24 protein-coding genes and 1 pseudogene are annotated in these 25,735 nt (G+C 28.4%); 2 read left to right on the forward strand and 23 right to left on the reverse strand.

Annotation, left to right across the window (positions count from 1 at the left end):
- Positions 1–375 precede the first annotated feature (375 nt).
- The 12 genes from trxA to DIC82_16845 all read right to left on the reverse strand — a co-directional run bounded on the left by trxA (position 376) and on the right by DIC82_16845 (position 10,725).
- On the reverse strand, positions 376–693 hold the full coding sequence (gene trxA, locus DIC82_16790) for a thioredoxin (GenBank protein ID AWK52548.1): 318 nt from the start codon (positions 691–693) through the stop codon (positions 376–378).
- Between the two features lie 159 nt (positions 694–852).
- Positions 853–2,553 (reverse strand): pyridine nucleotide-disulfide oxidoreductase, encoded by a 1,701-nt coding sequence (locus DIC82_16795; GenBank protein ID AWK52549.1) that lies wholly within the window; start codon positions 2,551–2,553, stop codon positions 853–855.
- Between the two features lie 51 nt (positions 2,554–2,604).
- Positions 2,605–2,925: a rhodanese-like domain-containing protein gene (locus DIC82_16800; GenBank protein AWK52550.1), complete on the reverse strand. Its 321-nt coding sequence runs from the start codon at positions 2,923–2,925 to the stop codon at positions 2,605–2,607.
- Between the two features lie 52 nt (positions 2,926–2,977).
- On the reverse strand, positions 2,978–3,664 hold the full coding sequence (locus tag DIC82_16805) for a Crp/Fnr family transcriptional regulator (protein ID AWK52551.1): 687 nt from the start codon (positions 3,662–3,664) through the stop codon (positions 2,978–2,980).
- A gap of 141 nt (positions 3,665–3,805) precedes the next feature.
- Positions 3,806–4,462, reverse strand: coding sequence for a 4Fe-4S binding protein (locus DIC82_16810; protein AWK52552.1), 657 nt, complete (start codon positions 4,460–4,462; stop codon positions 3,806–3,808).
- A gap of 181 nt (positions 4,463–4,643) precedes the next feature.
- Positions 4,644–5,162 carry a chromate transporter gene (locus DIC82_16815; GenBank protein AWK53117.1) on the reverse strand — a complete coding sequence of 173 codons (519 nt, stop codon included), beginning with the start codon at positions 5,160–5,162 and terminating at the stop codon, positions 4,644–4,646.
- Positions 5,152–5,700, reverse strand: coding sequence for a chromate transporter (locus DIC82_16820; GenBank protein AWK52553.1), 549 nt, complete (start codon positions 5,698–5,700; stop codon positions 5,152–5,154). Before DIC82_16820 ends, DIC82_16815 begins: the two co-directional genes overlap by 11 nt.
- Positions 5,697–6,467, reverse strand: coding sequence for a prolipoprotein diacylglyceryl transferase (locus tag DIC82_16825; GenBank protein ID AWK52554.1), 771 nt, complete (start codon positions 6,465–6,467; stop codon positions 5,697–5,699). The genes DIC82_16820 and DIC82_16825 overlap by 4 nt, the downstream gene beginning before the upstream one ends.
- Before the next feature lie 18 nt (positions 6,468–6,485).
- The gene (locus DIC82_16830) at positions 6,486–7,619 is read right to left on the reverse strand and encodes a sugar kinase (GenBank protein AWK52555.1); all 1,134 of its coding nucleotides are present in this window, start codon (positions 7,617–7,619) and stop codon (positions 6,486–6,488) included.
- Positions 7,620–7,839: 220 nt separating this feature from the next.
- Complete coding sequence (locus tag DIC82_16835; GenBank protein ID AWK53118.1) at positions 7,840–8,235, reverse strand: hypothetical protein; 396 nt, start codon at positions 8,233–8,235, stop codon at positions 7,840–7,842.
- On the reverse strand, positions 8,235–10,040 hold the full coding sequence (locus DIC82_16840) for a two-component sensor histidine kinase (GenBank protein ID AWK52556.1): 1,806 nt from the start codon (positions 10,038–10,040) through the stop codon (positions 8,235–8,237). Before DIC82_16840 ends, DIC82_16835 begins: the two co-directional genes overlap by 1 nt.
- On the reverse strand, positions 10,033–10,725 hold the full coding sequence (locus DIC82_16845) for a DNA-binding response regulator (GenBank protein ID AWK52557.1): 693 nt from the start codon (positions 10,723–10,725) through the stop codon (positions 10,033–10,035). Before DIC82_16845 ends, DIC82_16840 begins: the two co-directional genes overlap by 8 nt.
- Before the next feature lie 164 nt (positions 10,726–10,889).
- Here DIC82_16845 and DIC82_16850 point away from each other — a divergent pair, with 164 nt between their 5' ends.
- Positions 10,890–11,408 (forward strand): hypothetical protein, encoded by a 519-nt coding sequence (locus DIC82_16850; protein AWK52558.1) that lies wholly within the window; start codon positions 10,890–10,892, stop codon positions 11,406–11,408.
- A gap of 136 nt (positions 11,409–11,544) precedes the next feature.
- On the opposite strand, the gene DIC82_16855 is transcribed toward DIC82_16850, so the two are convergent.
- The 3 genes and pseudogenes from DIC82_16855 to DIC82_16865 form a co-directional block, all read right to left on the reverse strand.
- Positions 11,545–12,306 (reverse strand): nitroreductase, encoded by a 762-nt coding sequence (locus DIC82_16855; GenBank protein AWK52559.1) that lies wholly within the window; start codon positions 12,304–12,306, stop codon positions 11,545–11,547.
- A 446-nt stretch (positions 12,307–12,752) separates the two neighbouring features.
- Positions 12,753–12,887, reverse strand: a pseudogene (locus DIC82_16860) (sortase).
- Positions 12,888–12,949: 62 nt separating this feature from the next.
- Positions 12,950–13,594, reverse strand: coding sequence for a hypothetical protein (locus DIC82_16865; GenBank protein AWK52560.1), 645 nt, complete (start codon positions 13,592–13,594; stop codon positions 12,950–12,952).
- A gap of 545 nt (positions 13,595–14,139) precedes the next feature.
- On the opposite strand from DIC82_16865, the gene DIC82_16870 reads away from it, so the two are divergent.
- Positions 14,140–15,753, forward strand: a complete 1,614-nt coding sequence (locus DIC82_16870) for an IS1182 family transposase (GenBank protein ID AWK52561.1) — start codon at positions 14,140–14,142, stop codon at positions 15,751–15,753.
- A gap of 342 nt (positions 15,754–16,095) precedes the next feature.
- On the opposite strand, the gene DIC82_16875 is transcribed toward DIC82_16870, so the two are convergent.
- The 8 genes from DIC82_16875 to DIC82_16910 all read right to left on the reverse strand — a co-directional run bounded on the left by DIC82_16875 (position 16,096) and on the right by DIC82_16910 (position 25,590).
- On the reverse strand, positions 16,096–17,334 hold the full coding sequence (locus tag DIC82_16875) for a cell wall-binding repeat 2 family protein (protein ID AWK52562.1): 1,239 nt from the start codon (positions 17,332–17,334) through the stop codon (positions 16,096–16,098).
- Between the two features lie 332 nt (positions 17,335–17,666).
- A complete protein-coding gene (locus DIC82_16880; GenBank protein AWK52563.1) occupies positions 17,667–17,873 on the reverse strand; it encodes a heavy metal transport/detoxification protein in 207 nt (68 codons plus the stop codon).
- A gap of 115 nt (positions 17,874–17,988) precedes the next feature.
- Positions 17,989–20,418, reverse strand: a complete 2,430-nt coding sequence (locus DIC82_16885) for a heavy metal translocating P-type ATPase (protein ID AWK52564.1) — start codon at positions 20,416–20,418, stop codon at positions 17,989–17,991.
- Between the two features lie 52 nt (positions 20,419–20,470).
- Positions 20,471–20,650, reverse strand: a complete 180-nt coding sequence (locus DIC82_16890; GenBank protein ID AWK52565.1) for a (2Fe-2S)-binding protein — start codon at positions 20,648–20,650, stop codon at positions 20,471–20,473.
- A gap of 57 nt (positions 20,651–20,707) precedes the next feature.
- Positions 20,708–20,974, reverse strand: coding sequence for a transcriptional regulator (locus DIC82_16895; GenBank protein AWK52566.1), 267 nt, complete (start codon positions 20,972–20,974; stop codon positions 20,708–20,710).
- Positions 20,975–21,146: 172 nt separating this feature from the next.
- Entirely contained in the window at positions 21,147–22,841 is a 1,695-nt protein-coding gene (locus tag DIC82_16900; protein AWK52567.1) for a DDE transposase, read from the reverse strand.
- Positions 22,842–23,249: 408 nt separating this feature from the next.
- Complete coding sequence (locus DIC82_16905) at positions 23,250–24,350, reverse strand: IS4 family transposase (GenBank protein AWK52568.1); 1,101 nt, start codon at positions 24,348–24,350, stop codon at positions 23,250–23,252.
- Positions 24,351–24,486: 136 nt separating this feature from the next.
- Positions 24,487–25,590 (reverse strand): glycoside hydrolase, encoded by a 1,104-nt coding sequence (locus DIC82_16910; protein AWK52569.1) that lies wholly within the window; start codon positions 25,588–25,590, stop codon positions 24,487–24,489.
- Positions 25,591–25,735 lie beyond the last annotated feature (145 nt).

The raw sequence follows: 25,735 nt of genomic DNA on the forward strand, positions 1-25,735 counted from the left end.
ATTTTCTAATTATGCTTAATGTTATTAATTTAACAATTAATATCCCAAAAATATGAAATTACTATTACTACAAAAACTTTTATGTATAGTCATAATTTCAGTTTATTAATTGAAATATCTTAATTCAATTTTAGTTAATATAGTTATTATCGTCTGTGACTTTATCACACATATAACTATATTTTAGATTGTACTTTAATATAACATTGCTTTTTGGAGTTTAGATTTGATAATAAGTTAATAAATTTATTCATAGATAAACTTAAAAGGGAAACACATCCTAATTAATCTAGATATGTTTCCCTTTTATATTTGATATTATTATATTAATATTTAATAATACTAAGTCCATAAAAATATTTTATTAAACTATTTCTATAAATATGCATTTACCTTGTTGGTTATATTTTGTTCTGGCATAAAACCTGCCAAGTTTTCTACTGGAACTCCATCCTTAAAAATAATCATAGTTGGAACTGCAGATATTCTATATTTTTGAGCTATATTTCCATTTGCATCTATATCTACCTTAAAGAATTTAGCTCTGTCTCCCATTTTATTACTAACTCCCTCAAACACTGGACCTAACATCTTACATGGTCCACACCAAGTTGCAGAGAAATCAACAACTACTACCCCTTTAGTATTTTCAACATTTTCAACAAATTCATTTCCATTTATTGCTTTAACCATACTTAATTCCTCCAATTCATATTTTCTAATTTTCATTACTTCTTATACTTTAATTATAACTTCATCTTTTTGCTATTTCTGTGACTTAATCACTTAAGTCACTTTCAAAAAATAATAAGTCTATATACTAGTATATTTTATTTTCTATGCCTAATTAATTTATCTAAAATTATATTCTGTAACAATACTTTCTCTATTTTGAGTTACATCATTAAAATATTCATAAAGTGATATTCCCAAAAAGCTTCCTGTTATATTATAAACATTGTTAAATCCTAAATTTTGAAGAGCTAGTGTAGCATTATAACTTCTTTGACCAGTTCTACAGTGAAGATATACTGGTTTATCTTTTGGAATCTCATTAGTTCTTTCTCTTAGTTCGCTTAATGGAATATTAATAGAATTTTTTATATGACCATTAGAATACTCTCCTCTTTCTCTAACATCTATTATAAAAGCATTATGCTCCACAAGTCCTCTAACTAAATCAACATTAACTTGCTTAAAATCTCCATTTAAAAGATTGGAACCAACATATCCTGCATAATTAACAACATCTTTTGCTGTAGAAAATGGTGGTGCATAACATAATTCTAAATCTTTTAAATCTTCCACAGTTCCTCCAAATTTTATTGCAGTCGCAATTACATCTATCCTTTTTGTAACATCACCTTTACCTATTGCTTGAGCACCCAAAATTTTTCCAGTTGGAACTTCATATAATAATTTTAAATGTACGGGAGATGAATCAGGCATAATTCCTACTTTATCAGTAAGTATTACCCTTACAACATCATACTTAATTTTCATATTTAGAACATTTATAAGTGCTTCATTTAATCCTGTTGATGCTCCATTATAATCAAAAACTTTTATAGCAGATGACCCAATATATCCTTTATTTAAACCCTTTTTTCCATTAATATGATCTGCAACAGATCTAGCTTCTTTTTGGGCTGGACCTGCAAGTGATAATTTTGCCATAGAATGAGTTAATGAATTGTAAACTTCTATTGCATCACCAACTGCATATATATTATTATCATTCGTTCTATAATTTTGATCTACTTTTATTGCTCCAGTTTCACCAATTTCTAAATCTGCACCTTTAGCTAAATCAGTTTCAGGAGATACTCCTATAGCCATAACAACAACTTTTGCATTTATTTTTTTACCTGAAGATAAAATTACTGTATCTTTTTCAAATTTTTCAACTTTATCGCCAACTATTAAGTTTATTCCACGATCAAATATCTCTTTATGAAATATTTGAACCATATCAAAATCAAAAGGTCGAAGTATCTGATCCGTTGCTTCTATAAGTGCTACATTATATCCTGCTTCTCTTAAATTTTCTGATGCCTCAACTCCTATATATCCTCCACCAATAACTGCTATATCTTTTATATCAATTGATTTTACATACTTGTTTAATTTATCTATATCAACAACATTTCTAATTGTAAAAATATTTACTTCTTCAATTCCTGATATGTTCGGTACAATTGGCTTAGCCCCAGGAGATAATACTAACTTATCGTAAGTTTCTTTATATGTTTCCCCAGTTTGTAAATTTCTAATGTTTACATATTTCTCTTCTTTGTTTATTGATAAAACCTCATTATTTACTCTTGCTTGAATTTTATATTGAACCATAAACTTTTCAGGACTCATTAGAACCAACTTATCAGCTTCATCTATTACTCCACTTAAATGATATGGGAGTGCGCAATTTGAAAAAGATACATGAGGCCCTTTTTCAAACATTATTATTTCATCTTCTTCACTAAGTCTTCTAAGTCTCGCTGCTGCAGATGCTCCCCCTGCAACTCCACCTACTATTAATATTTTTTTCTTCATAATATTCTTCCCCTTCCTAAATTAAATACTTTTTATAAACCAATCCAATTACTATTTTCTCTTTGTTCCTGCATATGATCCCATTCCGCCTGCAACATTTACAACATCAAAACCTTGTTTTACAAGACTATTACATGCTCTTGCGCTTCTTCCACCAGATTGACACATTATGTAATATTCTTTACTTTTATTTAAATACTTATCTGGTTCATTTAAAAGTTGTCCCATTGGGATATTTTTAGCACTTTTTATACTTCCACCTTTATATTCATATACTTCTCTAATATCAATTAATTCAACTTTTCCAATTAAATTATCAATATCATTTACATTAATTACTTTTCCTTCGTCTTTTTTAAAAAATCCAAACATTTTTATCTCCTCCTAAAATTAATTATTGTACTTAATTTAATATTTACATTATTTAAACTTTCAATATTTCATTTAAATCCTTAAGTATTACGATTTTACCTCGTTCCAATTTTATATATCCTCTTTTTTCAATCCTTTTTAGACTTCTACTAACAACCTCTCGAACTGAATCAACTTCAAAAGCCAATTCATTATGAGTTGCATAAACTATTTTGCTATTTTTCTTAATAAGTAATCTAATAAGTCTTGATTCTAAAGATTCATGAATCATATCTTCTTTATTTTCTAAAACAAGATTAAATTTTCTATATAAATCTTTATACATATATAATAAAAACTCGTTATCTTGAATGAAATGTTTTCCAACTATATCAAAGGGTATTATGCAAACTTCAGAATCTTGAATTGCTTTACCAGCTATATTTAAAGATTCTAAATTTGATAAACAGCTTAGAGCTTCATGGCAAAATTCTCCTTGTTTTATGTTATAAAGATTAGTTTCTTCCCCATCTTTATTAATTTTTTGTATTTTTATTGTTCCCTTTATTACAAATAAAACTCCCGCACAAACTGCATCTGCTGAAGATACATATTCATCAGAATATACAGTCTTAAAAATTGCTTGTGTACTTATAATTTCATTATTTTCTTTATCAATCTTTTTCAATACCGGATACATCTCATACAAAGAATTTATATCTTTTGATCTATTGTCTAATGTTTCACCATAATTTTTCATTTACTCCCCTCCTTGACTTTATTATATAATATTCTTTCACAAATATATGTGACTTAGTCACATATATGATAAAAATTTAAAAAATACAAAAAATAGAGGATAAACTATTTTCTAGTATCCTCTCTTTTAACTCTGAAAAAATTATTTTATAGTTATTTTATTATATCCTATTGCTTTTTTAGGACAAGCACTTACACATTTACCACATTGTATACAATCTGGATGGCTTAATAAATCATCTTTGTAATCATAAGGAACTAATCCTAATGGACATTTCTTTTCACATATTTTACATGAAACACATGATGATGATACATTTAATACTTTTTTACTTTTTCTAAATTTTGATACAACTGATGCCATAGTTCCCATTGGGCAAAAATTACACCATGTTCTATGGTTATAGACTAAAGATAATAAAATACCTATTATAGTTGTTACAACAATTAATCTATAAAATACCATTCCTATACCGTAAAGATTGCCCCAACTTTTACTTACTCCTGAAATAAAAACTGTCATCATAATTGCTAGTATTATAGCTCTAAAATAATAAGATTTAAAAAACTTAGGTGGGTTTCTTTTATTACTAAATTTAGAAACTACATTATCATAAAAGCTTCCCCTTGGGCATAAATTTCCACACCAGAATCTGCCCTTAAAAAATGAAACAATTATAGGTGCTATCATACAAATGGCTGCTACCACTGCAAACCTTAAATCAAACAAACCTAATCCTATAAAAGCAATTAACAGGACAAACGAATACTTTTTCCATAACTTTAAAAATTTTTCCACAAAAATACCTCCGATTTATTATTCTGTAATGATCTAATCAGTTTTTAATATTTATTAATTAGTTCTTTTTTATTATATTCACTATCTCTATTATTCTCTGTGACTTTATCACTTAATTAAATTTTATAAAAAAATCACTCAAGTTATTTAATTCCTTGAGTGATTTTTAGATAAAACATATTTATTTGAACATAATAAACCCTGTTATGCCAGAAAGTATAGCTAGAACAATTGTATCCATTTTAAATCTATAACTTAGTATAAAAGCTACGACAAATATAATTATGCTTTGTATATTTACAAAAACATCTCCCATAAGCATAATAGCAGCAGATGCAATAAGACCGATTGAAGAAAGTCTTATATACTTTAAGACATTTTCAACATATTTATCATGTCTATATTTCATAAAGAGTTTTGCAATAATATAAATTATTATTACAGATGGCAAAACTACTCCAAATGTTGCAAAGATTGATCCTATGACTCCCGCTGTTTTATATCCAACATAAGTAGAAGTGTTAATTGCTAAAGGCCCTGGTGTTACTTGACTAATTCCTACTATGTTTATAAATTCTTGATTAGTTAGCCAATGATTTACGTTCACTACTTCTCTTGTTATTAGTGGAAGCATTGCATATCCTCCACCAAAGCTAAACAGACCTATTTTAAAAAATGTTAAAAATAATTTAAGTAATATCATTTTTATTTCTCCTTTTTACCTCTAATACGCCAATTACAATAGCACCTAAAATAACATATATAGGAGTAATTTTAAATCCTGCAACTAAAATTATAGCTAGTAAAGGTATAATAACATTTCTTCTATTTACATTAGCTGTTTTACTCATTGTTAACGCTGGTACAGCAATGAGTGCAACAACTGCTGGTCTTATTCCTTTAAATACTCTTTCAATTATAGGATTATTTTCTATACCTATAAATACTGACGCTACTAAAATTATTATTATAAAAGAAGGTAATGTAGATCCTAAAACAGCAAATATTAAACCTTTAATTCCACTAATCCTATACCCTACAAATACACTTATATTTACAGCTAAAGGTCCTGGAGCAGATTGAGAAACAGCAACCATATCTAAAAATTCTTTTTCGTCTATCCATTTCTTTTTTTCTATCACTTCTTTTTGAATCAAAGGAAGCATTGCATATCCTCCACCTAGAGTAAAGAGGCCAATTTTAAAAAATGAAATAAAAATTTCTCTTAAAACTTTCATGAATCTCTCCTTATTTTTTTATTATAATTTAAAAATATAAATATAACCCAAATCAAAACCCCACTCAAGCTCATTAATTGAGCAATCCTAATATTTCCTAGCATTAAGCTATCTGTTCTCAATCCTTCAATTAAAAAGCGACCTATAGAATATAATCCAATATATGTGAAAAATACCACTCCATTTTTCTTATTTTTCCTTAATAAAATCATTAATATTATAAATATTATTATGTTCCAAGTAGATTCATATAAAAAAGTAGGATTATAATATGTTCCATTTATATTCATACCATTTTGAATAAACATAGGAAAATGTTTAATAAATTCATAACTGACAGAATCTCCATGAGCTTCTTGATTAAAAAAGTTTCCCCATCGTCCCAATGCTTGTGCAAGTATAATAGAAGGCGCTGCTACATCTGCAAATTTAATAAAGTTTAATTTTTTAATTTTCGTATATATTAATGCTGTTCCTATTGCAAAAATAAGCCCACCGTGTATAGCAAGTCCGCCATGCCTTATGTTAAATGCTTCCATAATATTGTTTTTATAATTTTCAAATTCAAATGCTACATAATATAGTCTTGCACCTACAATACCAATTGGAATAGAAAGAAGTACAATATTTAGTAAATTATCATAATCAACTTCTCTCCATTTACAATTATAATTTGCAATTAATATTCCGAGTGTCATTCCTGTTGCAATTATTATCCCATACCATCTTATATCAAGTCCCATAACTGAAAATGCTGTTGGATTCATAAATTCACGTCCTATCTTTTAATTTTGTAATTTTTGTATAACCATAGCACATGCTCCCATTGCTATGGAGTTATCTTTATAATGTCCACCATTACTAAATTGAATATTATTATTTTTAATATGACATTTTTTAAAAGCTATTTCTTTAGCTATATTATAAAATAAATTTGAATTTTGTATTAATGGACCACTTAATATTATTAACTCTGGATTGAACAATTTCATATAATTTGAAAGTGCTATTCCAAAATATAAAGCTGAATTCTTAATAATATTCATAGCAACTTCATTTTCTCTTTCTGCCAAACTACAAACATCTCTGTAATTAATATTATTTAATTTTTTATTTAAATATGATCCATTAATTTCTTTCATTTCATTAATAAATTTTCTTGTTATATTTGCTATTGATACATAACTCTCTATACACCCATGATTACCACAAGAGCATAACTCTCCATTAGCATCAACAATCATATGACCAAATGCATCTTCTGAATTGTTAATTGTGCGAATTAAAACCCCTGATGAAATAATTCCGGTTCTTATTCCTACACCGCAGTTTATATACGCAATATTTTTTTTACCTTTTCCAAATCCAAAATTATACTCTCCAATAACTGCTGCATTAGCACCATTATCTACACATATTATTGCATCTAATTCTTTATCTAAAACATCATATAAGGGCTTAATGTTAAATCCATCAACAATTCCTATCCCAATTCCAACAATTGATGATTTTTGTATGTGTAATTTTGTACACATATCTTTTATATAAGGAGGTATTATTTCATTTATGTTTTCAATCTCATATTCATGGCTTAATAATCTTTCTTCAATTATTTTTAATTTCAAATTCGTTATAACTATTTTAGTATAAGTTCTCGATATATCAATTCCAATAATATAAAATTCCCTTGGATTCACATCATATAAACTAGGTTTCCTTCCACCTGTAGATTCTCCAATATCTATTTCTACGATTATTTTTTCATCAAGTAAAATTTGAAGATCTCTATTTAGTGTAGTTAATTTTATTTTAGTCTTATCTATCAATTCACTTTTAGTTATAGGACCTTTTTTTTGTACAATATCAAATATGTGCTTGCCTCTATCATTTAATGATTCAAAACTTTTATAAGCTTCCAAAAAACTTCACTTACCTTTCTTAATAATAATATCACCTTTTAACCATTTTAGAAATAAGTTTTAATATTTTAATATAATACTAACTTTCACTTAGTGCAGATATTCTTATGTGGTTTTCTGAACGCTAAAGCATAAATAAAAAAGAGAGGTTAACTATTTTCTAGTATCCCCTCTTCCATATAACGTATATTTTATTATTTTTCATTCTTATTCACTCCCTCTATTTTGTATATTCCTTAAACTCATCATATGATAATTCTCCCTTTGCAAGTTTTTCACATATATTATTATCCCAGTTATTACTTTCAATCGCATTTTTAATATTTAAAAATTCTCTGGTGCCTATGGCACATTGTGCATATCTTTCAAGAAGTATAGGAATAAATTTGTTTGAATATTTTATATCTTCAATAATAGATTTCCTTTCTATATATTCATCCGCAGTTATAATTCCAGAAGCATATTTTACTTTAAGTATATCTATTAACTTTATTGTAAATGGATTTAACGATGGCTTATTTTTTAATAGAATAAATATTAAAATTGAAAAAGCCATTAAAATAAACATTAAAATATAAGATCCATAAAACCCCATTCCCATATGATGACCACGCATCATAATTTCACCTCCAGTGAATCTTTTAAAATTTCAAATGAAATAGTTATTGTTGTACCTTTGTCTAAATCGCTTTCTATAGAGAACTGTCCATTTAAAACTTTTACTAATCCTTTAGCTATTGAAAGACCAAGACCAGTTCCCTCGACTTTTGAGTTTCTTGATTTATCAGCTTTAAAGAATTTTTCTCCTAAGTACTGAATTTCATCTTTTGGTATCCCTATTCCATTATCTCTAATAGTTATATACATATTTTTATTATCTGCTTTTGTAGATACCTCTAGAATACCTTTGTAGGGAGAAAACTTAATTGCATTATCTAAAAAAATTATAAGTAGTTGTTTTAATTTATAATAGTCACTTAATATCGTTGTCACATTGCTTTGCAACGATAATTGTAAATTCATATTTTTATTATTTATTAAAAGTTTAAAGCCTCTAATTGTATCATTAATCAGCATATTAATATCAATAGGAATAAATTCAATCTCTAATGTTCCTGATTCTAACTTACTTAAATCAAGTAGATCTTTAACCATTCTTTCAAGTCGATTAGTTTCTTTTATTAGTGTAACGCAAGTATCTGCTATATCTTCTTGTTGCGTCATCCCATCTACAATAGACTCTAAGTTGCCTTTTATAACTGTTAAAGGAGTCCTAAATTCATGAGAAACATTTGAGATAAAGTCTTTGCGCATTTGTTCAAGTTTTTCTTTTTCACTTATATCTTGAATAAAAATAACACCACCTATAATCTCATTTAAATTGTTCTTTATAGGAGATATAGAGAAATCTAATACTTTTGATTTATGCTCTGTTATAATTGATTTTTTTTCATTGCTATATATAACATCATTAAATTCTTCAATTATATTTAATTTTGATAAGATTTTAATTATTTCTGCATCAGTTTCCATACCTTTGTGAGAAATAAGATTTATCGCTGATTGATTTACATTTATAATATGAAAATTTGGATCCAATGCTAAAATCCCCTCACTCATACTCGTTATTATATTACTTAACTTGTTTTTTTCTTCAAAAAGCTTGCTAATGGTATATTCAAGTTTTAAGGATAATAAGTCAAATGAACTTGATAACTCTCCTATTTCATCTTTTTGATATATATTGGTCTTTATCCCATAGTGACCTCGTGCAAGTTCTAGTGCCGCTACATTTATCTTTTTTATTGGTTTAGAGATACTTTTAGAAAAATAGTACCCCATAAATCCAACAAGGACTATTTCACCTAAAATAGTTAAAATTAAATATACAAAAAATTTGTTCATAGAATCTGATATATCAGATGTATAAGAATTAAGAACTACAGCACCTATTACGCTATTATTTTTGTTTTTAATTGGAACTGCTATAGTCATCATGTTTTCCTTATAATAAGGGTTATAAATTTCAGAATATCCTTCTGTACCAGTTAATACCTTTTCATTAATATCCGTATAGGTTTTATTTACTTCAATATCATTTATGTAAGTAATGCTATCAGTATTGCTGTCTGATGCAGTTATAATACTTTTATCAGAATTGATAATCCAAATCTTTGCGTTATCAATAGCGTCTAATAAATTTATAATTTTCATAAATTCCTTATTATTTGAAGTGTCAGTTATATAAGGTTCAATGGTTTGCGAAATTGATAAAGCATGTTTTTTCATATTATTTTGTTTAATCTCATAAATATTATTTTTAAACATATTTAATGCAATAATACCTATGAAAAGAGTTGAAACTATAACAATTGTTAAAAATCCAAGTGTTAATTTAAAAGTAATATTCTTCTTAAACATCTTTCACCTCAAACTTATATCCCATACCCCAAATAGTTTTAATATCCCAGTTATACTGGCCATTTAAATCAAGTTTTGCTCTTATTCTTTTTATGTGTGTATCCACTGTTCTGGGATCTCCGAAGTAATCTATACCCCAAACTGTATCTAGCAGTGCATCTCTTTTAATCATATTATTGGGAGAGCTAGCAAGCATCCATAAAACTTCAATCTCTTTTTTTGTAAGATTCATATTAGTACCATCTAGTTTTACTGAGTAATTATTAATATCTAATTCAAGTGGTGTATATTTAATTATTGATAGCTTATTGTTTTCAACTGGAGTAATACGCCTAAGTACTGCTTTTATTCTTGCTATTACTTCTCCAGGACTAAATGGTTTTATAATATAATCATCAGCACCAGAGTTTAATCCGAGTATCTTATCTGAATCCTCACTTTTAGCAGTTATCATTATAATAGGAGTATTTGATTGTTGCCTAATTATATTACAAACTTCAATTCCATCCATTAAAGGCATCATAATATCAAGTAAAATTAATTGAGGATTATAATGTTTAAACTTTAGTAGTGCTTCTTCCCCATCAAGGGCGAAAATTACGTTAAAACCTTCCTTTTCTATATAAGGTTTCAAGATTTTAATAATTTCCATATTATCATCAGCAATCAGAATATTTTTATCCATTTTATCCCTCCTATCTTTCTCAAATTATATCATTTATAATACTTGAATTTGTGTCCTAATTGTGTACTTTTATTTCACAATTAGGACACTTCTATATAGGGAAATTGATTTATTATTATAGTATACCCAAGCAGTAATAAATTAAAAATGAGGAGGAAGAAAAAATGAAAACAAAAAAATTAATAATAGCATTAACTATGATTCTTACTATGGGATTAGGTATAACTGCATATGCAAGTACTACACAATCAACTACTGGTACTCACCAAAGAGGTGGAATGATGATGGTTACAGGCATGAGAGGTTATGATTATATAGAATCAGTGTTAAAAAACAAACTTGGCATGACAGATGAGGAAATAACAATTGGGCTTAATTCTGGAAAGACAATGTATGCTTTAGCACAAGAAAAAGGAATGACAGAAGATCAATTTAAATCAGCTCTCCTTGAAGAGAGAAATAAAGTTGTTGATAAGGCAGTTGCAGATGGAACTATAACAAATGAAGAAGGTGTTAAACTTAAGGAAACTATAAAAAATAATCTTGATACTTGCACAGGAGTTCCAAGTCAAAGAACAAGCAGAAATGGAGTTGGACGTGGAAACGGACAAGGAACTGGACATATGTCAGGTGGTGGATTTAGAGGTACAGGTGATTGTTATATCGATAATACTGCAAAATAAATGCTATGAAATAATATGATTAAAGAATGAGACTTAGTGTTTCATTCTTTTTTAGTTAAAGCTTATTCAATTTCTATTAAAAAAGTCTATGTCATTTGGAGTACAGTTCTGAGTAATGTTCATAACGTAACTTTTATTATTCTCGCTTCTTTCCAACGGCAGCAAGGTATATTACAAATTCTTCATCTCCATCTAATTCTAAAAGCTCATCCATCATTTTTTGATCATATATACCTATAGCACAAGTTCCTGACTTAACAGATTCACTAGCTAAATAGAGATTTTGGCATACGTGACCAATATCTATTAGAATTTTTTTATGAGCTGTAATATCAAACTTCCACTCAGAGCGATATGGAATAACACTCCATGCAAATAGAACTGCAGCCTTTTTCGCAAAATTAGGCACAAATGGTTGATCTAATGTAATTGCATCAACTTTCTCTTCTATATTATTTAATTCAAACATAAATAGAAGCTTATGCTCCACAGGAAGATATCTATAGACTCCATTTTGTATTCCTTCCACCTTCATTATAAATAAATATGTTTCAAATGAATGTGTTCCACCGCTTGAAGGTACTGTTCTAAAAGTAATTCCTGCATTATTTGTATCAGTAATACCTTGAGTAGCCCATAATAGATATGATAATTCATCAAGACTCATTGATTCATCACTATAAAATCTTGTGCTTCTTCTTACCTTTATACACTGATATATATTTTGTTCTTCCACAACATCTCTACTTACCTTTGGGAGATTAATAATATTAGCAGATGAATCATAAGATTTAACAATATGTGGTTGAGGTATACCCTTCATTTTATCAGTTTTAATATTTTTAAATTCTCCAAAATTAGACTTTAAAAAACTTCTTTGTTGTTCATATCTTTTCATAACATTTCCTCCATTGTTTTCTTTAATTTATAGCATATCACATTCAATAAAAATCACAGTAACATGTGTTACTATTATTATTTTTTTGCATATTAAATAATTCCTGTAATTGAAAATCTGAAGACTCTTTAATCTTTTATTTTAAATCAACATTGTTGTCTAAATGTGATTTGCATTGTAGAAAGTTCCTAACGTTCCTTCGCAAGAAGAAAAGGTAGCAACAATTTCTCTCCAATTTATCTTTTCATTATTATTTATGTAAATAAACCTCCATTGTCAAAATCTATGTTAATTTTAACAATGAAGGTTTATATTTATCTATCCGTTAATTTTTTTACGCTTACTTTTTGTTCTAGAGAAACTTTAGCTTTTCTTCCCATAAAAATATACTCCCTCCATACTGAGAGTTTTATTATGTTACTTTTTGCAAATTCTAAGTCTAATTAATATATTGACACAGTTGACTTCCCCTCAATCTCACCTTTAAAATTTGTACATTTTCTAAGAGCCTACTTTTCTGCCTGCTCTTTAGACGTGGTTGTATAAAATCCAAACCCAAAGTCTAGTGCCCTGTTAGTCAGATGATTTTATTTAGTATTCATCACAGCGCTTGAAGCTTAATAATTAAGAATTTTAGTGTTACTTACTGTTTAGTATCTAAATGAACTATACTATCCTTTCTTTTTCCATATCGAAGCGGAATCGAAACATTACGATTAAAGACTGTAATAATTGGCCCCATAAAAAAAGCGGTAATAACAGTTCCTATTCCTACGGTAGCACCAAGTGAATAGCCTAATATTGTACAAACTAAATCAGATCCAATTCTGCAATACTGAAAACGTCCCACTTTCTTTTCTGATAAAATAAGAGCAACCGCATCATAAGTCGATACTCCTAAATCTCCAGTAAAATATAAGGAAGATCCAAAACACATAACAATAATTCCTATAATCAAAAATATTATCCTAAATCCGAATGTTGGATTTGGAATCCATGTTTCAAATAACCAAGATGAAAACTGTACCACATATCCTAATAAAAAAACATTAATAAAAGTACCAAGACCAATCTTATATCGATCAATAATAGCAATAAAAATTAACATAATCAAATTTAATATTGAATAAAAAGTTCCATAACCTAATGGTATGTACATGCTGATGCCATGTGCAAACACTTGAAATGGATCCATCCCAAAAGTTGAAAAATTGAACATTCCTACACTAAATCCTGCTATCAGCACACCAAATACAGTCATTATAACTCTTCTGAATTTCTCACTCATTCTTATTCCTCCTTGTTTCAATAAATTTAAATAGTAACATCTTAATAATAGCAACTATTGTATGTCTTCCTTTCATAAGTAGTCTGTCCTTATTATACTCCAATTTTTACATAATATCTTTATTTTTCCTATTTACCTCATTGTTTATAGAATTTACATTCTGCCTTAATTAATACTAAGTCTTTTATAATATATACTGTATAGGAATTATTTAATAGAAAAAATAAAGACTAGAATCTCTACCGAAATTAACATTTGAAGGTTGCAATATTAGAATTATACCATATAAAATTAATATCTATTGCTGAATAATTACTTTTTATTTATGGATTTAGCATGGTACTCGAAAGTTTTTACTATATATCGTGAATTGATTTTTTCCATTTTCTTAGGCTTTTGCAAGAAAGCAGTCAAAAGCATCTAATAACGAAATACTAAAGGGGCTGTTGCAAAACTAACATAGTTAGTTTTGTAGCAGCTCATTTTTTTTAAGAAATAAAAAAATGTGAATTCCGAAGAAATCACATTTATTGTATAATTAAGTTATGTACAAAATAAAGAAATCATACACTAAAGATTATAATGAATTTAATGATAATTTTCAACTTATATTACCATTAAATTTGGAAAATTTAATACCAGAAGATGATTCTGTTCGCTTGCTAAGCCACGTATTGGAGGGATTAGATTACAGAAAGTTGTATAAGGCGTACTCTTCCGTTGGAAGAAAACCGGCAGTGGAACCTAAAATCATGTTCAAAATAATATCGTATGCGTATTCTCAAAATGTTTATTCAAGTAGAAAAATAGAAAAAGCATGTAAAAGAGATATAAATTTTAGATGGCTGCTTCAAGGATGCAAAGCCCCTGATCATGCTACAATTAGTAGATTTCGAAAAGATTATCTTTCAAATGAAGTAATTGAAGAATTATTTTATCAGCAAGTTAATTATTTAGCTGATCAAAATGAAGTATTATTTGAAAATGTATTTATTGATGGTACTAAAATCGAGGCGAATGCCAATCGATATACTTTTGTTTGGAAGAAAGCCATTTACAAAAATGAAGAGAAAATGTTTAATAAAATTCTTACTCTTGTTGAAAATGTCAATCTTGAAGAATTGAAAGAATTTAGTATTCAAAAAGAAACATTGATAAATGATCTCGATAAAATTCTCGAATGGCTTTTATATGAAAAAGAGAAGAGAAACATAGAATTTGTTCATGGAATTGGTAAGAGAAAAACTACAATTCAGAAATGGATAGAGCAACTATTTGAATATAAAGAGAGACAAGAAAAATATAATTTCAGTAAAACCATATTCTCAAATAGAAATAGTTATTCTAAAACTGATCCAGACGCAACTTTCATGCATATGAAAGATGATCATATGAGAAATGGTCAATTAAAGCCAGCATATAATGTACAAATTGCAGTTGAAAGCGAATACGTGACCGGTGTCGGAATATTTGATGATAGAAATGACATAGCAACACTAATACCTATGCTTAATAATATGCAAGAAAAAATTGGTCGTAAATATCTTAATGTGATTGCAGATTCGGGTTATGAAAGCGAAGAAAATTATTTATTTTTAGAATACAATAATCAGACCCCATACATAAAGCCGCAAACTTATGAAAAGTGGAAAAAAAGAAGTTTCAAAAATGATATAAGTAAGCGAGAAAATATGCAATATGATGCTGAATCAGATTTTTATGTTTGCAATAATGGTAGAAAGTTGATTCCGACCTCTATTATTCATAGAAAATCCGCCAGTGGATACAAATCAGAAGTTACTGTTTATGAGTGTGAAAGCTGTGATAATTGTGTTCATAAAGAAAAATGTACAAAAGCAAAAGGAAATAGAAAGATGCAGGTTTCGAAAACTTTTGTAGAAAAGCGTGAAATATCTTATAGAAATATTACAACTGAAATTGGAGCTAAATTAAGAATGAACAGATCTATTCAGGTCGAAGGAGCATTTGGAGTTCTAAAAAGTGACTATGAATTCAATAGATTTTTAACACGTGGAAAAAATAGTGTAAAAACTGAATTTATTTTGCTTTGTTTTGGTTATAACATTAACAAATTGCATTCAAAAATCCAAAACGGAAGAACTCAAAAACATCTTCATGAATTAAAACAATCTGCCTAATTATGGAATAATTTAAGTAGGCTTATTAAAGTGCGCTTAAAACATAAAAATCTCTCAATAATTATTATTCAATTTTAATTATTAAGAGATTTTTTAATTTAAAACGAAAAGAAGTGTCGCTTCTGATTAAAAATTAATCATTTTGCGACACGCCCATTTATGTGATTATCACTTTAAAAATCAAAGTATAACTACTGATGCAAGAATTGTTTATACTTGAATACTTGATTATGAAACTAATATTTTACATTTTGAATTTATTGTTTATCCATCTGTATATAATAAATTCCGATCTAAAATCATTTTGTGAACAATTTAATAATGATTTGAATAAAGATGAATTTAGCCTAGTATTTCATCTATGCTAACTGTTCTATAATTATAATTTAAACGTTCAAGCGTATCATCTTTATTAATTTTTTTGTTACAATTATGAGTCATTTTTTCATGAATTACATCTTCATCGTGATGCAGCGCATGATGCATTTCCATCATGTGATTTGAATGATGAATCATATGCATATCATCCGAATTCTCCATAGTATTCTTCTCCATCATCTCATGGTCAATAGAAAGAATATCTTCAATCATAATCTGTGTATCATAACTAATATCTTCAATATGTCCAAGGATGAATCCATGCATAAATGGAGGCATAGGCATATCTTTAGGTAGCGGTTTAACAGACTTAATATATCCTTCTATAGCTGCTGGTATTCTGTCTTTTCTAATTAAAAGAGAAGGCGTATGTTTACCCATATGAGCAAATAATACTCCTGCTATAATTTTCATTGGATAATTTAAATTTCCAAATGTGAATGCATGACCTTCTTTATAATTTCTATCCCAACCAAATTCAGTTTTAGAATCTTTATACTTAGCAAAATTAACTGATATATCATAAGGAGTTTCACCATCAATTCTATTCAAGTTATTAACATTATCCATTTTAGATAAAGATCTTTCAACAGTCTCTGATACTGTTTTAGTTGATCCTATTATATAAATATTAATATCATTCATTTTTTTAATAACTTCTCCTGTGCAATATGGTATGTTATTCTTTTGTACAAACAAAATAGGATCTCCATGATGTGCAGACCAATATCCAGCCACAATTCCCTCAGAATAGTCTTCACCAGAAATTATAAGAATATTTTTAAGTTCTTCTCTCATACTAGGTATCATACATGCAGTTTCATAATGATTACGACCCTTTATATGATGTGTTCTAAACCCATAATGGTTAAGTTCTGAAGATACATTTTTTGAAATATTACCAACTAAAATTACATGTACACCTTTGTACCCTTTAGGTGATAACCTTTGAATTTCATTTAATGTTTCTTTGCTTAAACTATCACCATCAGTAAATAAAATAGGTGCATTAATTGGATGATGAACTAAAGATGTTGCTGCTATTCCATCAAAGACCTCATTTTCATTTATTAGAATAACGGCATTAGGTTTCATATTTGTAAACCCAATTCTAGATACTTCTATAGATGTATCTACTGAATCAGTACCACAAATCCTTGTAGTGTTTAATGTAAGTGGGCAACTTCCTAAATATCGATTCATTATTTTTCTCCTAAAACTTTATCAATACCTATAATATGATTCGAGAATAAATTTTATCATAATAAAAAAAAGAAATACATAAATTTAAAGTATTTCTTTTATTTCATAGTTATATACTTCTTTATTTAGTTGAATAATATATAGTTACAATTTGCATTTTAATACCATCTGATTCACATGGATATAATTTTACTGTAGCAAATTTACCTGACTTATCAACTTCATATCCAATTCCCCTCTAATCATTCCCGTTCAACGACTAAAGTATATTTATATAAATAGAAAAAACTTTGATAATATTAATTACCAAAGCTTTTTTATTTGCCTATATATTATTCTTCTATATTTACTACATCGTAACCTTCTTCTTCTATTGCATCTTTTAATACTTCATTACTAACATTAGTTTCAGCAGTTGCATATTTTCCTTGCAAGTTAACTTCTACTGATGTTACTCCGTCTAAACCTTCTAATGCTTCCTTTACATGAGCTACACAATGTTCACAACTCATTCCTTCAATTAATATTTTCTTTTTCATAATATTACCTCCATTTATTTTTAGATTTACAATGTACAATTATGGATTAATTTTTTTAAATCCAATTTAACTTTACTCCTTAGTTATACATTGCTAATTGTCCATTGTTAATTGATTATGCTTTAAAATTTTTAAGCCTTAGTGCATTTGTAAGAACTGATACTGAGCTTAAGCTCATTGCAGCTGCTGCTATCATTGGATTTAATAATGGTCCTCCAAATATATGAAGTAATCCCATTGCAACCGGAATACCAAGTACATTATATCCAAATGCCCAAAATAGATTTTGTTTTATATTTTTAATGGTTGCGGTACTTAATTTAATTGCAGTAGTAACATCCATTAGATCACTTCTCATAAGAACTATGTCTGCAGATTCTATTGCTACATCAGTACCTGATCCTATTGCAATTCCTACATCTGCTTGTGCTAATGCTGGTGCATCATTTATACCATCTCCAACCATAGCTACCTTTTGATTTTCTCCTTGAAGTTTTTTAACTTCATTAGCCTTATCTTCTGGCAAAACTTCTGCAAGTATTATATCAATTCCAACTTGCTTAGCTATAGCATCTGCGGTCTTCTTGTTATCTCCAGTAATCATGGCAACTTTTATACCCATTTTATGAAGAGATTCTATTGCACTTTTGCTACTTGGTTTAACAGTGTCTGCAACAGCTACTATTCCGCGTAAAGTTCCATCAATTGAAATATACATAGGCGTCTTTCCTTCACTTGCTAGCCTATCTGATTCCTTTGATAAAATGTCCATTTCTATATCCTTTTGATGCATCAATTTTGTATTTCCGATTAAAATAGTTTTACCATCTATTTTTACTTCTATCCCATGACCTGGAATTGCATTAAATTCTTCTATTAATTTAAGTTCTAGATTTTTTTCTTCTGCTCCTCTAACTATAGCTTCGCCTAAAGGATGTTCTGATCCCTTTTCAGCACTTGCTGCTAAGACTAATATTTCATCTTCTGAAATTTCATTAGTTATAATATCAGTAACTACAGGTTTTCCTTCTGTAATAGTACCTGTTTTATCAAATACAATCGTCTTTATTTGATGTGTTGTTTCTAAAGCTTCTCCGCCTTTTATTAGCACACCATTTTCTGCTCCTTTACCTGTTCCAACCATTATAGCTGTTGGAGTTGCGAGTCCTAGAGCGCACGGGCAAGCTATTACAAGTACTGCTATAAATATTGTTAATGCAAATATTGGTGTTTCTCCTCCAATTAACCACCCTATAGCTGATAATATTGCTAAGATAATTACTGTAGGGACGAAATAAGCTGATATAACATCTGCAAGTTTTGCTATTGGAGCCTTTGAGCCTTGTGCATCTTCAACTAATTTAACTATTTGAGCTAATGCAGTATCTTTACCAACTTTTGTAGCCTTATATTTAATAAATCCAGTTTTATTAATACTTGCTCCAATTACATTACTTCCAACAGTTTTTTCAACAGGAATACTTTCCCCTGTAAGCATTGATTCATCAATTGCTGTACTACCTTCAATAACTTCTCCGTCTACAGCTAGCTTTTCTCCTGGCTTAGTTATGATTATATCTCCAACCACTACTTCTTCAATTGGAACTACTATTTCATTGCCATCACGTATAATGGTTGCAGTTTTAGGAGCTAATCCCATTAATGCTTTAATGGCTTGTGATGTTTTTCCTTTTGAAACTGCTTCTAAATATTTTCCGAGTGTTATTAAAGTTAAGATAACTGCTGCTGATTCAAAATACAAATGCATTGCGTATTCTGTATCACCCATATTTATTTTATAAATACCAAATAATCCATATATAAATGCTGCGAGCGTACTTATTGCAATTAGAGAATCCATATTAGGACTTAATTTAAATAGATTTCTTATTCCAATAGTATAAAACTTGTATCCCATTATCACTACAGGCAATGTTAATATTACTTGAATAATTGCAAAGTTGAATGGATTTTCCATGGAATCTATTATATGAGGTAATGGCATTCCAAGCATATGCCCCATAGTTATTATTAATAGTGGAATTGTAAATATTAACGATACTATAAATCTAATTAATAATATCTGACTTGGCTCTAACTTCTTTTTACCAATTTCCTTTTCTTCTTCTTTTATTAACTTATAACCTGCCTTATCTACAGCTGCTTTAATCTTACCATATCCTATTTCATCTTCATCTATATTTATAGTGAGCTTTTCAGTTGCAAGGTTTACGACAGAGCTTTGAACACCATCTAATTTTTTAGTAACTCTTTCTACTCTACTTGCACAAGCTGAGCATGTCATCCCCTCAACCTTAAAAGTGTAAGTCTTTAAATTTTTCTTAACGCCATAACCTGCTTTTACTACAGCTGATTCAATATTTTCATTTTTTAATTTTTCTTCATCAAACTCCACACTTAAAGTTTCTGTAGCAAAATTAACGTTAGCATTCTGAACTCCATCAAGCTTATTTACTACTCTCTGAACTCTGTTAGCACATGCAGAACATGTCATTCCTTCAATTTTAAAATTCTTCTTATTCATTTTTCTCCTTTCTATTTTCTTAAAATATTATCTAGAATTTTTCTCAACTTTATTATTTCCCTAATAATTCATCAACTATTGCTTTAGCATGTTCTACACACTTACCACAACCACCACTAACTTTGGTAATAGCTTTAACTTCTTCAAATGATTTAGCACCATTTTCAATAGCATCCTTTAATTTCTTTACTGTAACATTATCGCATTGACATATCACTTTATTGTCATTCATTATATTTTCTCCTTTAAATTTCTTAAAAATACTAATTAGCTCTATTGAAATTTAATATTATTTAGATAATATTTTTTCTAAAATTTTATTAACTTCTTCAATCTTTTCATCAGGATTATTATTGTTACAGGCTTCTTTTACACAGTGACGCAAATGTCCTTGTAAAATCATTAAATCTGCCTTTTTTAATAAAGATTGTGCTGCTAAAATCTGATTTGCGACATCTATACAATATCTATCATCCTCAATCATTTTTATTATGCCTTCGATTTGGCCCTTCGCTGTTTTTAATGATTGTAGTGCTTTTTCTCTTTCTTGACTCATATCTTACCTCCTACCTCCCCCTCATGGGGGGTATGCTTATATTATATACCATTGATAATCTTTGTCAATAATAAATACTTTTAATTTTTCCTACGCAACTTATAAATATATGGATTTATATAATTATCCTTGTACAAAATGATTAAACCACAAAAACTATAAAGTATCGTGATTAGTTTGACAGCTTTGCTTCAAATTCTAAAAAATATAATTTAAAACAGTTAATTATTACAGCAACTATACATGCAATTATATTGAGAAAACACTCTATGCCACTTTCAAGAAACTGTTTTAACAGTTTCTTGAAGTTATAGGCTGCGATTTTAAATCCAACCCATAATTTTGAGCGCAATAATCCCCGGATAGGCATGGTATCAATTTTATATCTTCTCCTCAAAACAGAAGGAATACCTTCTATACCAGCCCTTTTATTTGCAAGCTTTATATACTCACTCTCGTGCATTTTTTCTCTTTGAGTAGCTGTATTATAAGCTTTTTCGCTAACTCTTATGGTATTAAATTTCTTTGATATTTTCTTTGGACATTGTGAATTTAAAGGACATTTTTCACATGTACTGGAGTCAAATTTGGCTGTATAAGATTTTGAACTATAATAAGACTCTACAGGTTCGACTCCGTTAGGACAACAACTTATTACATTTTTTTCGTCATCTACAATGAATTTTGAATAACTCAGTTTATCAGTAGATACTTTTCTGCCAACTAGTTGACTTGGAATCATTTCAATTCCTTGTTTTAAAGCATTTTTGGCTTTTTCTTGTTCATAGTAAGCACCATCAACTAGTAGTTTACAGTTTGAATTTTTATTTTGTGAAGCTAAATTAGCAATAACATCATCAGCAAATTTTGAATCGCTGTGAATATTTTGCTTAAGGTCATAGCCTGTTATAACACTGTTTTTATCATTAAATGATTCTTGTATATTAACAACATAACCAACGTTACCACCATATTTTTTTCTGTAGGTTGCATCTTTGTCAGTTGGATTTTGTAAACTAGTTGAAGTTATATCTTTTGAATCTTTAATAACTAAATTTTTTGCAGCATCTTCTGTAGTTTGGTCCTGAATAACTCTATTTAAAAGTTGAAACTCTTCTGTTGAAGTAACTATATCTCCAGCTTTCAGAGCGATATTGTATAGAATTTTAGAATGTTCGATTAAAATTGAAAGTTTTGAATCAGCCTTTAAATCTTGAGTTCTATATATAGTGTCATTTTTATGCCCCTTTTCAAGGTACGGTTTTAGTTCATCACTTATAATAGGTGGATTTATTATATTTAGAGCTTTAATAAGTCTGCTATTTATAGAATATACTAGCTCAATTCTACTTAATTTTTTGCATGATGAACTAACCATTAACGAATCCACTCTAACTTTTTTATTATCAACAGATAAATACTTAGCAATGCTTTCGGATAAAGCTTCAACTTCAGCTTTTATTAAGTCTTCATTAGTTGACGCTTCATATTCAACAAGTCTGTTTCTAAAATTTGTTAGAGTATTTATAGATACTGGTTGTGTTTCATAATTAGTTGTATTTAAAGCATATTGATATCTTACATCGAAATGAATAGAGCCGATAAGCTCTTCATCAGTCTGCTGAAATATTTCTTTTATAATTAGTAAGCCAAGAATAACATTAATAGGTGAATTAGGCCTTGAGGCTTTATTGCTATATAAAACCGAAAAACGCTCCTCATTTATTCGCGGAAAAATATGATCCTTAAATGCCTTAGCCCAACTTTTATTTAAAATATCTTGAAGGTATTTTGGCATTTGGTTGATTGGTTCAAATAATGAAGTTTGTTGAAGGTCATTTTTGCAAAACATAGTAATTCTCCTCATACGTTTAATTTTATAATGCTATTATATCATTAAATTCTAATTGGATGATATTTGTCAGCTTTTTGTGGTCTAATCATAAAATAAAATATAAAAATAGATACTAATATTAAAACATCTGATTGGATAACTTTTATTCAATACATGTAAAAATAATTAGTTTAACTGTAAATACTATAACAAGAAAATATGTAGAACATATGAAGATAATAAAAATACCGCAATTAATGTTTTGATGTTGCATAAAGACAAAATATTTATAGTATAATATTTAAAACTCCAATCAATAACATTTTATTTGGTTAGAGTTTTACAAATTGGATCATAAATGTTTTTAAGTAATATTATGTATATAAAATATTATAAAGATACCCCTTGGTTTTTCAACAAAATTTTAACTTTAATAATTAGTCACGGTAACAAAATATTCCTTAGAGCATATCTTTCTAATATATTAGCCTGAAACTTTCGGAGCACATCAAAAGTGCTTAAATTACTTTTAAATCTATATTTTATTAAAAGTAATAAAATATAGATAATAAGGGCACTATATATTTGTATGGATATTGCGTTAAGGGTTCTTCCAACCCATTTTTTAATAGTCAGATGTTGTTTTATCCATTTAAAGAATAACTCAATATCCCAACGCTTTTTATAGAGAGATACTATATCTTCAGCTGGCATATCGAATATGTTAGTAACTAAACGGAATTCTTCGTCGGAGTCCTTAGTAAAATATAGAATCTCTCTATATTTATATTTAGTTTTATTTTTACTATAATCAGACCCCATTGTAACAATATAATCATATAGATTATCTATTCCAGTATAAATGGACAAATACTCCTCCGTAACAGAGTTGCTTTGTTGTCTTGTGATAAATTTATAATTATCATGACTCATTTCATCATACCAAGAATACTTAAAATATCCCTTATCAAATAAATATATATTTTTCTCCGAATTAACATAACCGTCAATACAACTACGTTCTCCTACTTTAGCAGGGCGGATGCTAATTTTATCAGGTAACTTAGTTTCAAATGATAAAAGAGTACTAATTCTAACAGCAGATTTTTCATCTTCATAATAGAGTTCAGGGGCTAAGCCCTTGCCTATACTAACTACTGATGAATCTATTATTTTAATATCTTTAAAGTTCTTTATTTTAACTAAAGAATTCATTTCTTTATCAGCTTTTACCAATAATTCTTCGAAAACATTTCTAAATAAATCTGATGACTTACTCTTATTTAATCTAGATATTTGGGAATAACTTGGCATGTTGAAATCCTTACTTATCTTCGATGAATTTTTATATTTAGCATTAATATCTCTTAATCCATCACAGCCGGAGATTTGTAAAAACAACATTGTTAGAATATGATCCCGACCTGTATAGCACTTTGAGTATTTATATTCATTATTCGCTTTTCTTAATTTTCTTCCAATATTCCCATCAATAAGTTTAATTAATTTTCTAAACACACTTCTATTTGCAAGTTTATCCATAATCAAAAACAACCTCCAATCTTATAATTGAAGGTTGTCCTTGATATTCAATAATTATTCATTGAAAATTGTTGCTTTATGCAACACTAAAACAATTAATGCGGCATTTTTTAAGTATAGGAATATTTAAAAATTGTTATTTCACTCTTCTTGCTGTAATATAATCTGATCTATCCATTGATGATATTTTTATTACATCACCAGTTCTTGGTGCATGAATATATGTATTATTACCCACATACATTCCCATGTGAGTAGGATCACCATTCTTACCAAAGAATACAAGATCCCCTGCTTGAAGTTCATCTTTTGAAACTCCATATCCATCATTTATTTGATCATAAGTGGTTCTTCCAACCTTAATTCCAAAATGAGCATATACATATTGAGTAAATCCAGAACAATCAAAACCTGTAGAAGGACTTGTCCCACCCCAAAGGTAAGGAGTTCCTAGGAAATTAGACGCATATGCTATTATGTTACTGTCAGAAACAGATGTTTTACCTCTTGAAGGGTTAACTTTAGGGGCTTCACTTCTTATTTTATTTACTTGAACCATAGTTTCATTTACTAATGCTTGAGATTGATCTACTTTTGATGCAAATAATTTTTCCTGAGTTTTAGATTCTTCAACAAGTTTCTTTTGATCAGCTATGTTATTATTTAAACTTGTTAATTTATTTTCATTTTCAGTTTTTAATGCAAGTATTTGATTATACTTATCTTCAAGAGCTACTTTTTTATTTTCTACTTCTGATTTTTTCAGAGCTAAATCGCTTATGACTTTTTTATCACTACTTATGACTTTTGTAATTACTTCTGCTTTTGTTACTAACTCATTAAAGTTTTCTGATTCTAATAAAATCTTTAGATAATTAGATTGTCCATTTATGTACATTGATCTTACTCTTTGATCTAATACATCTTGTTGTATACTTATCTCCTTTTCAACTTTTGAAATTTGTTCTTTAGATTTTTTTATATCGTTTTCAGTTGAATTTATACTTTTCTTATTTTCTTCTATTTTCATCATATAATCTTCAATTTGATTATCTAATTTTTCTATGCTTAGTTCGAGTTCTTGCCGTTTATCCTCTACCCCCTTTAATGCATTTTTATTTTGCTCCAATTGACTCTGTTGTGTTTGAGTCTGATTGGATACTGGGGCCGCATTTACTGAAATCTGAGCTACTAAAGCTAAGGTAACCGCAAATAAAACTGTCTTAGACGTGTTTTTCACTTATATCTCTCCTTTTTATAGAGTAAGGCACTTGAAAAAATAACATTCCAAAGGTGTGCCTAATAGTTCTTCTCTTTTGTAAAGTTATTTTAAATACTACCATAAAGATGTGTAGAAAATATGAAGATTCCACATAAGAATATAT

Source organism: Clostridium beijerinckii (genome assembly GCA_003129525.1).
GTDB lineage: Bacteria > Bacillota > Clostridia > Clostridiales > Clostridiaceae > Clostridium > Clostridium beijerinckii_D.

Bases quoted from the DNA above. Each gene is read 5' to 3' on its own strand.
- trxA (AWK52548.1), bottom strand. From the start codon at position 693: ATGGTTAAAGCAATAAATGGAAATGAATTTGTTGAAAATGTTGAAAAT.
- DIC82_16795 (AWK52549.1), bottom strand. From the start codon at position 2,553: ATGAAGAAAAAAATATTAATAGTAGGTGGAGTTGCAGGGGGAGCATCT.
- DIC82_16800 (AWK52550.1), bottom strand. From the start codon at position 2,925: ATGTTTGGATTTTTTAAAAAAGACGAAGGAAAAGTAATTAATGTAAAT.
- DIC82_16805 (AWK52551.1), bottom strand. From the start codon at position 3,664: ATGAAAAATTATGGTGAAACATTAGACAATAGATCAAAAGATATAAAT.
- DIC82_16820 (AWK52553.1), bottom strand. From the start codon at position 5,700: ATGAAAGTTTTAAGAGAAATTTTTATTTCATTTTTTAAAATTGGCCTC.
- DIC82_16825 (AWK52554.1), bottom strand. From the start codon at position 6,467: ATGAATCCAACAGCATTTTCAGTTATGGGACTTGATATAAGATGGTAT.
- DIC82_16835 (AWK53118.1), bottom strand. From the start codon at position 8,235: ATGCGTGGTCATCATATGGGAATGGGGTTTTATGGATCTTATATTTTA.
- DIC82_16840 (AWK52556.1), bottom strand. From the start codon at position 10,040: ATGTTTAAGAAGAATATTACTTTTAAATTAACACTTGGATTTTTAACA.
- DIC82_16845 (AWK52557.1), bottom strand. From the start codon at position 10,725: ATGGATAAAAATATTCTGATTGCTGATGATAATATGGAAATTATTAAA.
- DIC82_16850 (AWK52558.1), top strand. From the start codon at position 10,890: ATGAAAACAAAAAAATTAATAATAGCATTAACTATGATTCTTACTATG.
- DIC82_16855 (AWK52559.1), bottom strand. From the start codon at position 12,306: ATGAAAAGATATGAACAACAAAGAAGTTTTTTAAAGTCTAATTTTGGA.
- DIC82_16865 (AWK52560.1), bottom strand. From the start codon at position 13,594: ATGAGTGAGAAATTCAGAAGAGTTATAATGACTGTATTTGGTGTGCTG.
- DIC82_16870 (AWK52561.1), top strand. From the start codon at position 14,140: ATGTACAAAATAAAGAAATCATACACTAAAGATTATAATGAATTTAAT.
- DIC82_16875 (AWK52562.1), bottom strand. From the start codon at position 17,334: ATGAATCGATATTTAGGAAGTTGCCCACTTACATTAAACACTACAAGG.
- DIC82_16880 (AWK52563.1), bottom strand. From the start codon at position 17,873: ATGAAAAAGAAAATATTAATTGAAGGAATGAGTTGTGAACATTGTGTA.
- DIC82_16885 (AWK52564.1), bottom strand. From the start codon at position 20,418: ATGAATAAGAAGAATTTTAAAATTGAAGGAATGACATGTTCTGCATGT.
- DIC82_16890 (AWK52565.1), bottom strand. From the start codon at position 20,650: ATGAATGACAATAAAGTGATATGTCAATGCGATAATGTTACAGTAAAG.
- DIC82_16895 (AWK52566.1), bottom strand. From the start codon at position 20,974: ATGAGTCAAGAAAGAGAAAAAGCACTACAATCATTAAAAACAGCGAAG.
- DIC82_16900 (AWK52567.1), bottom strand. From the start codon at position 22,841: ATGAGGAGAATTACTATGTTTTGCAAAAATGACCTTCAACAAACTTCA.
- DIC82_16905 (AWK52568.1), bottom strand. From the start codon at position 24,350: ATGGATAAACTTGCAAATAGAAGTGTGTTTAGAAAATTAATTAAACTT.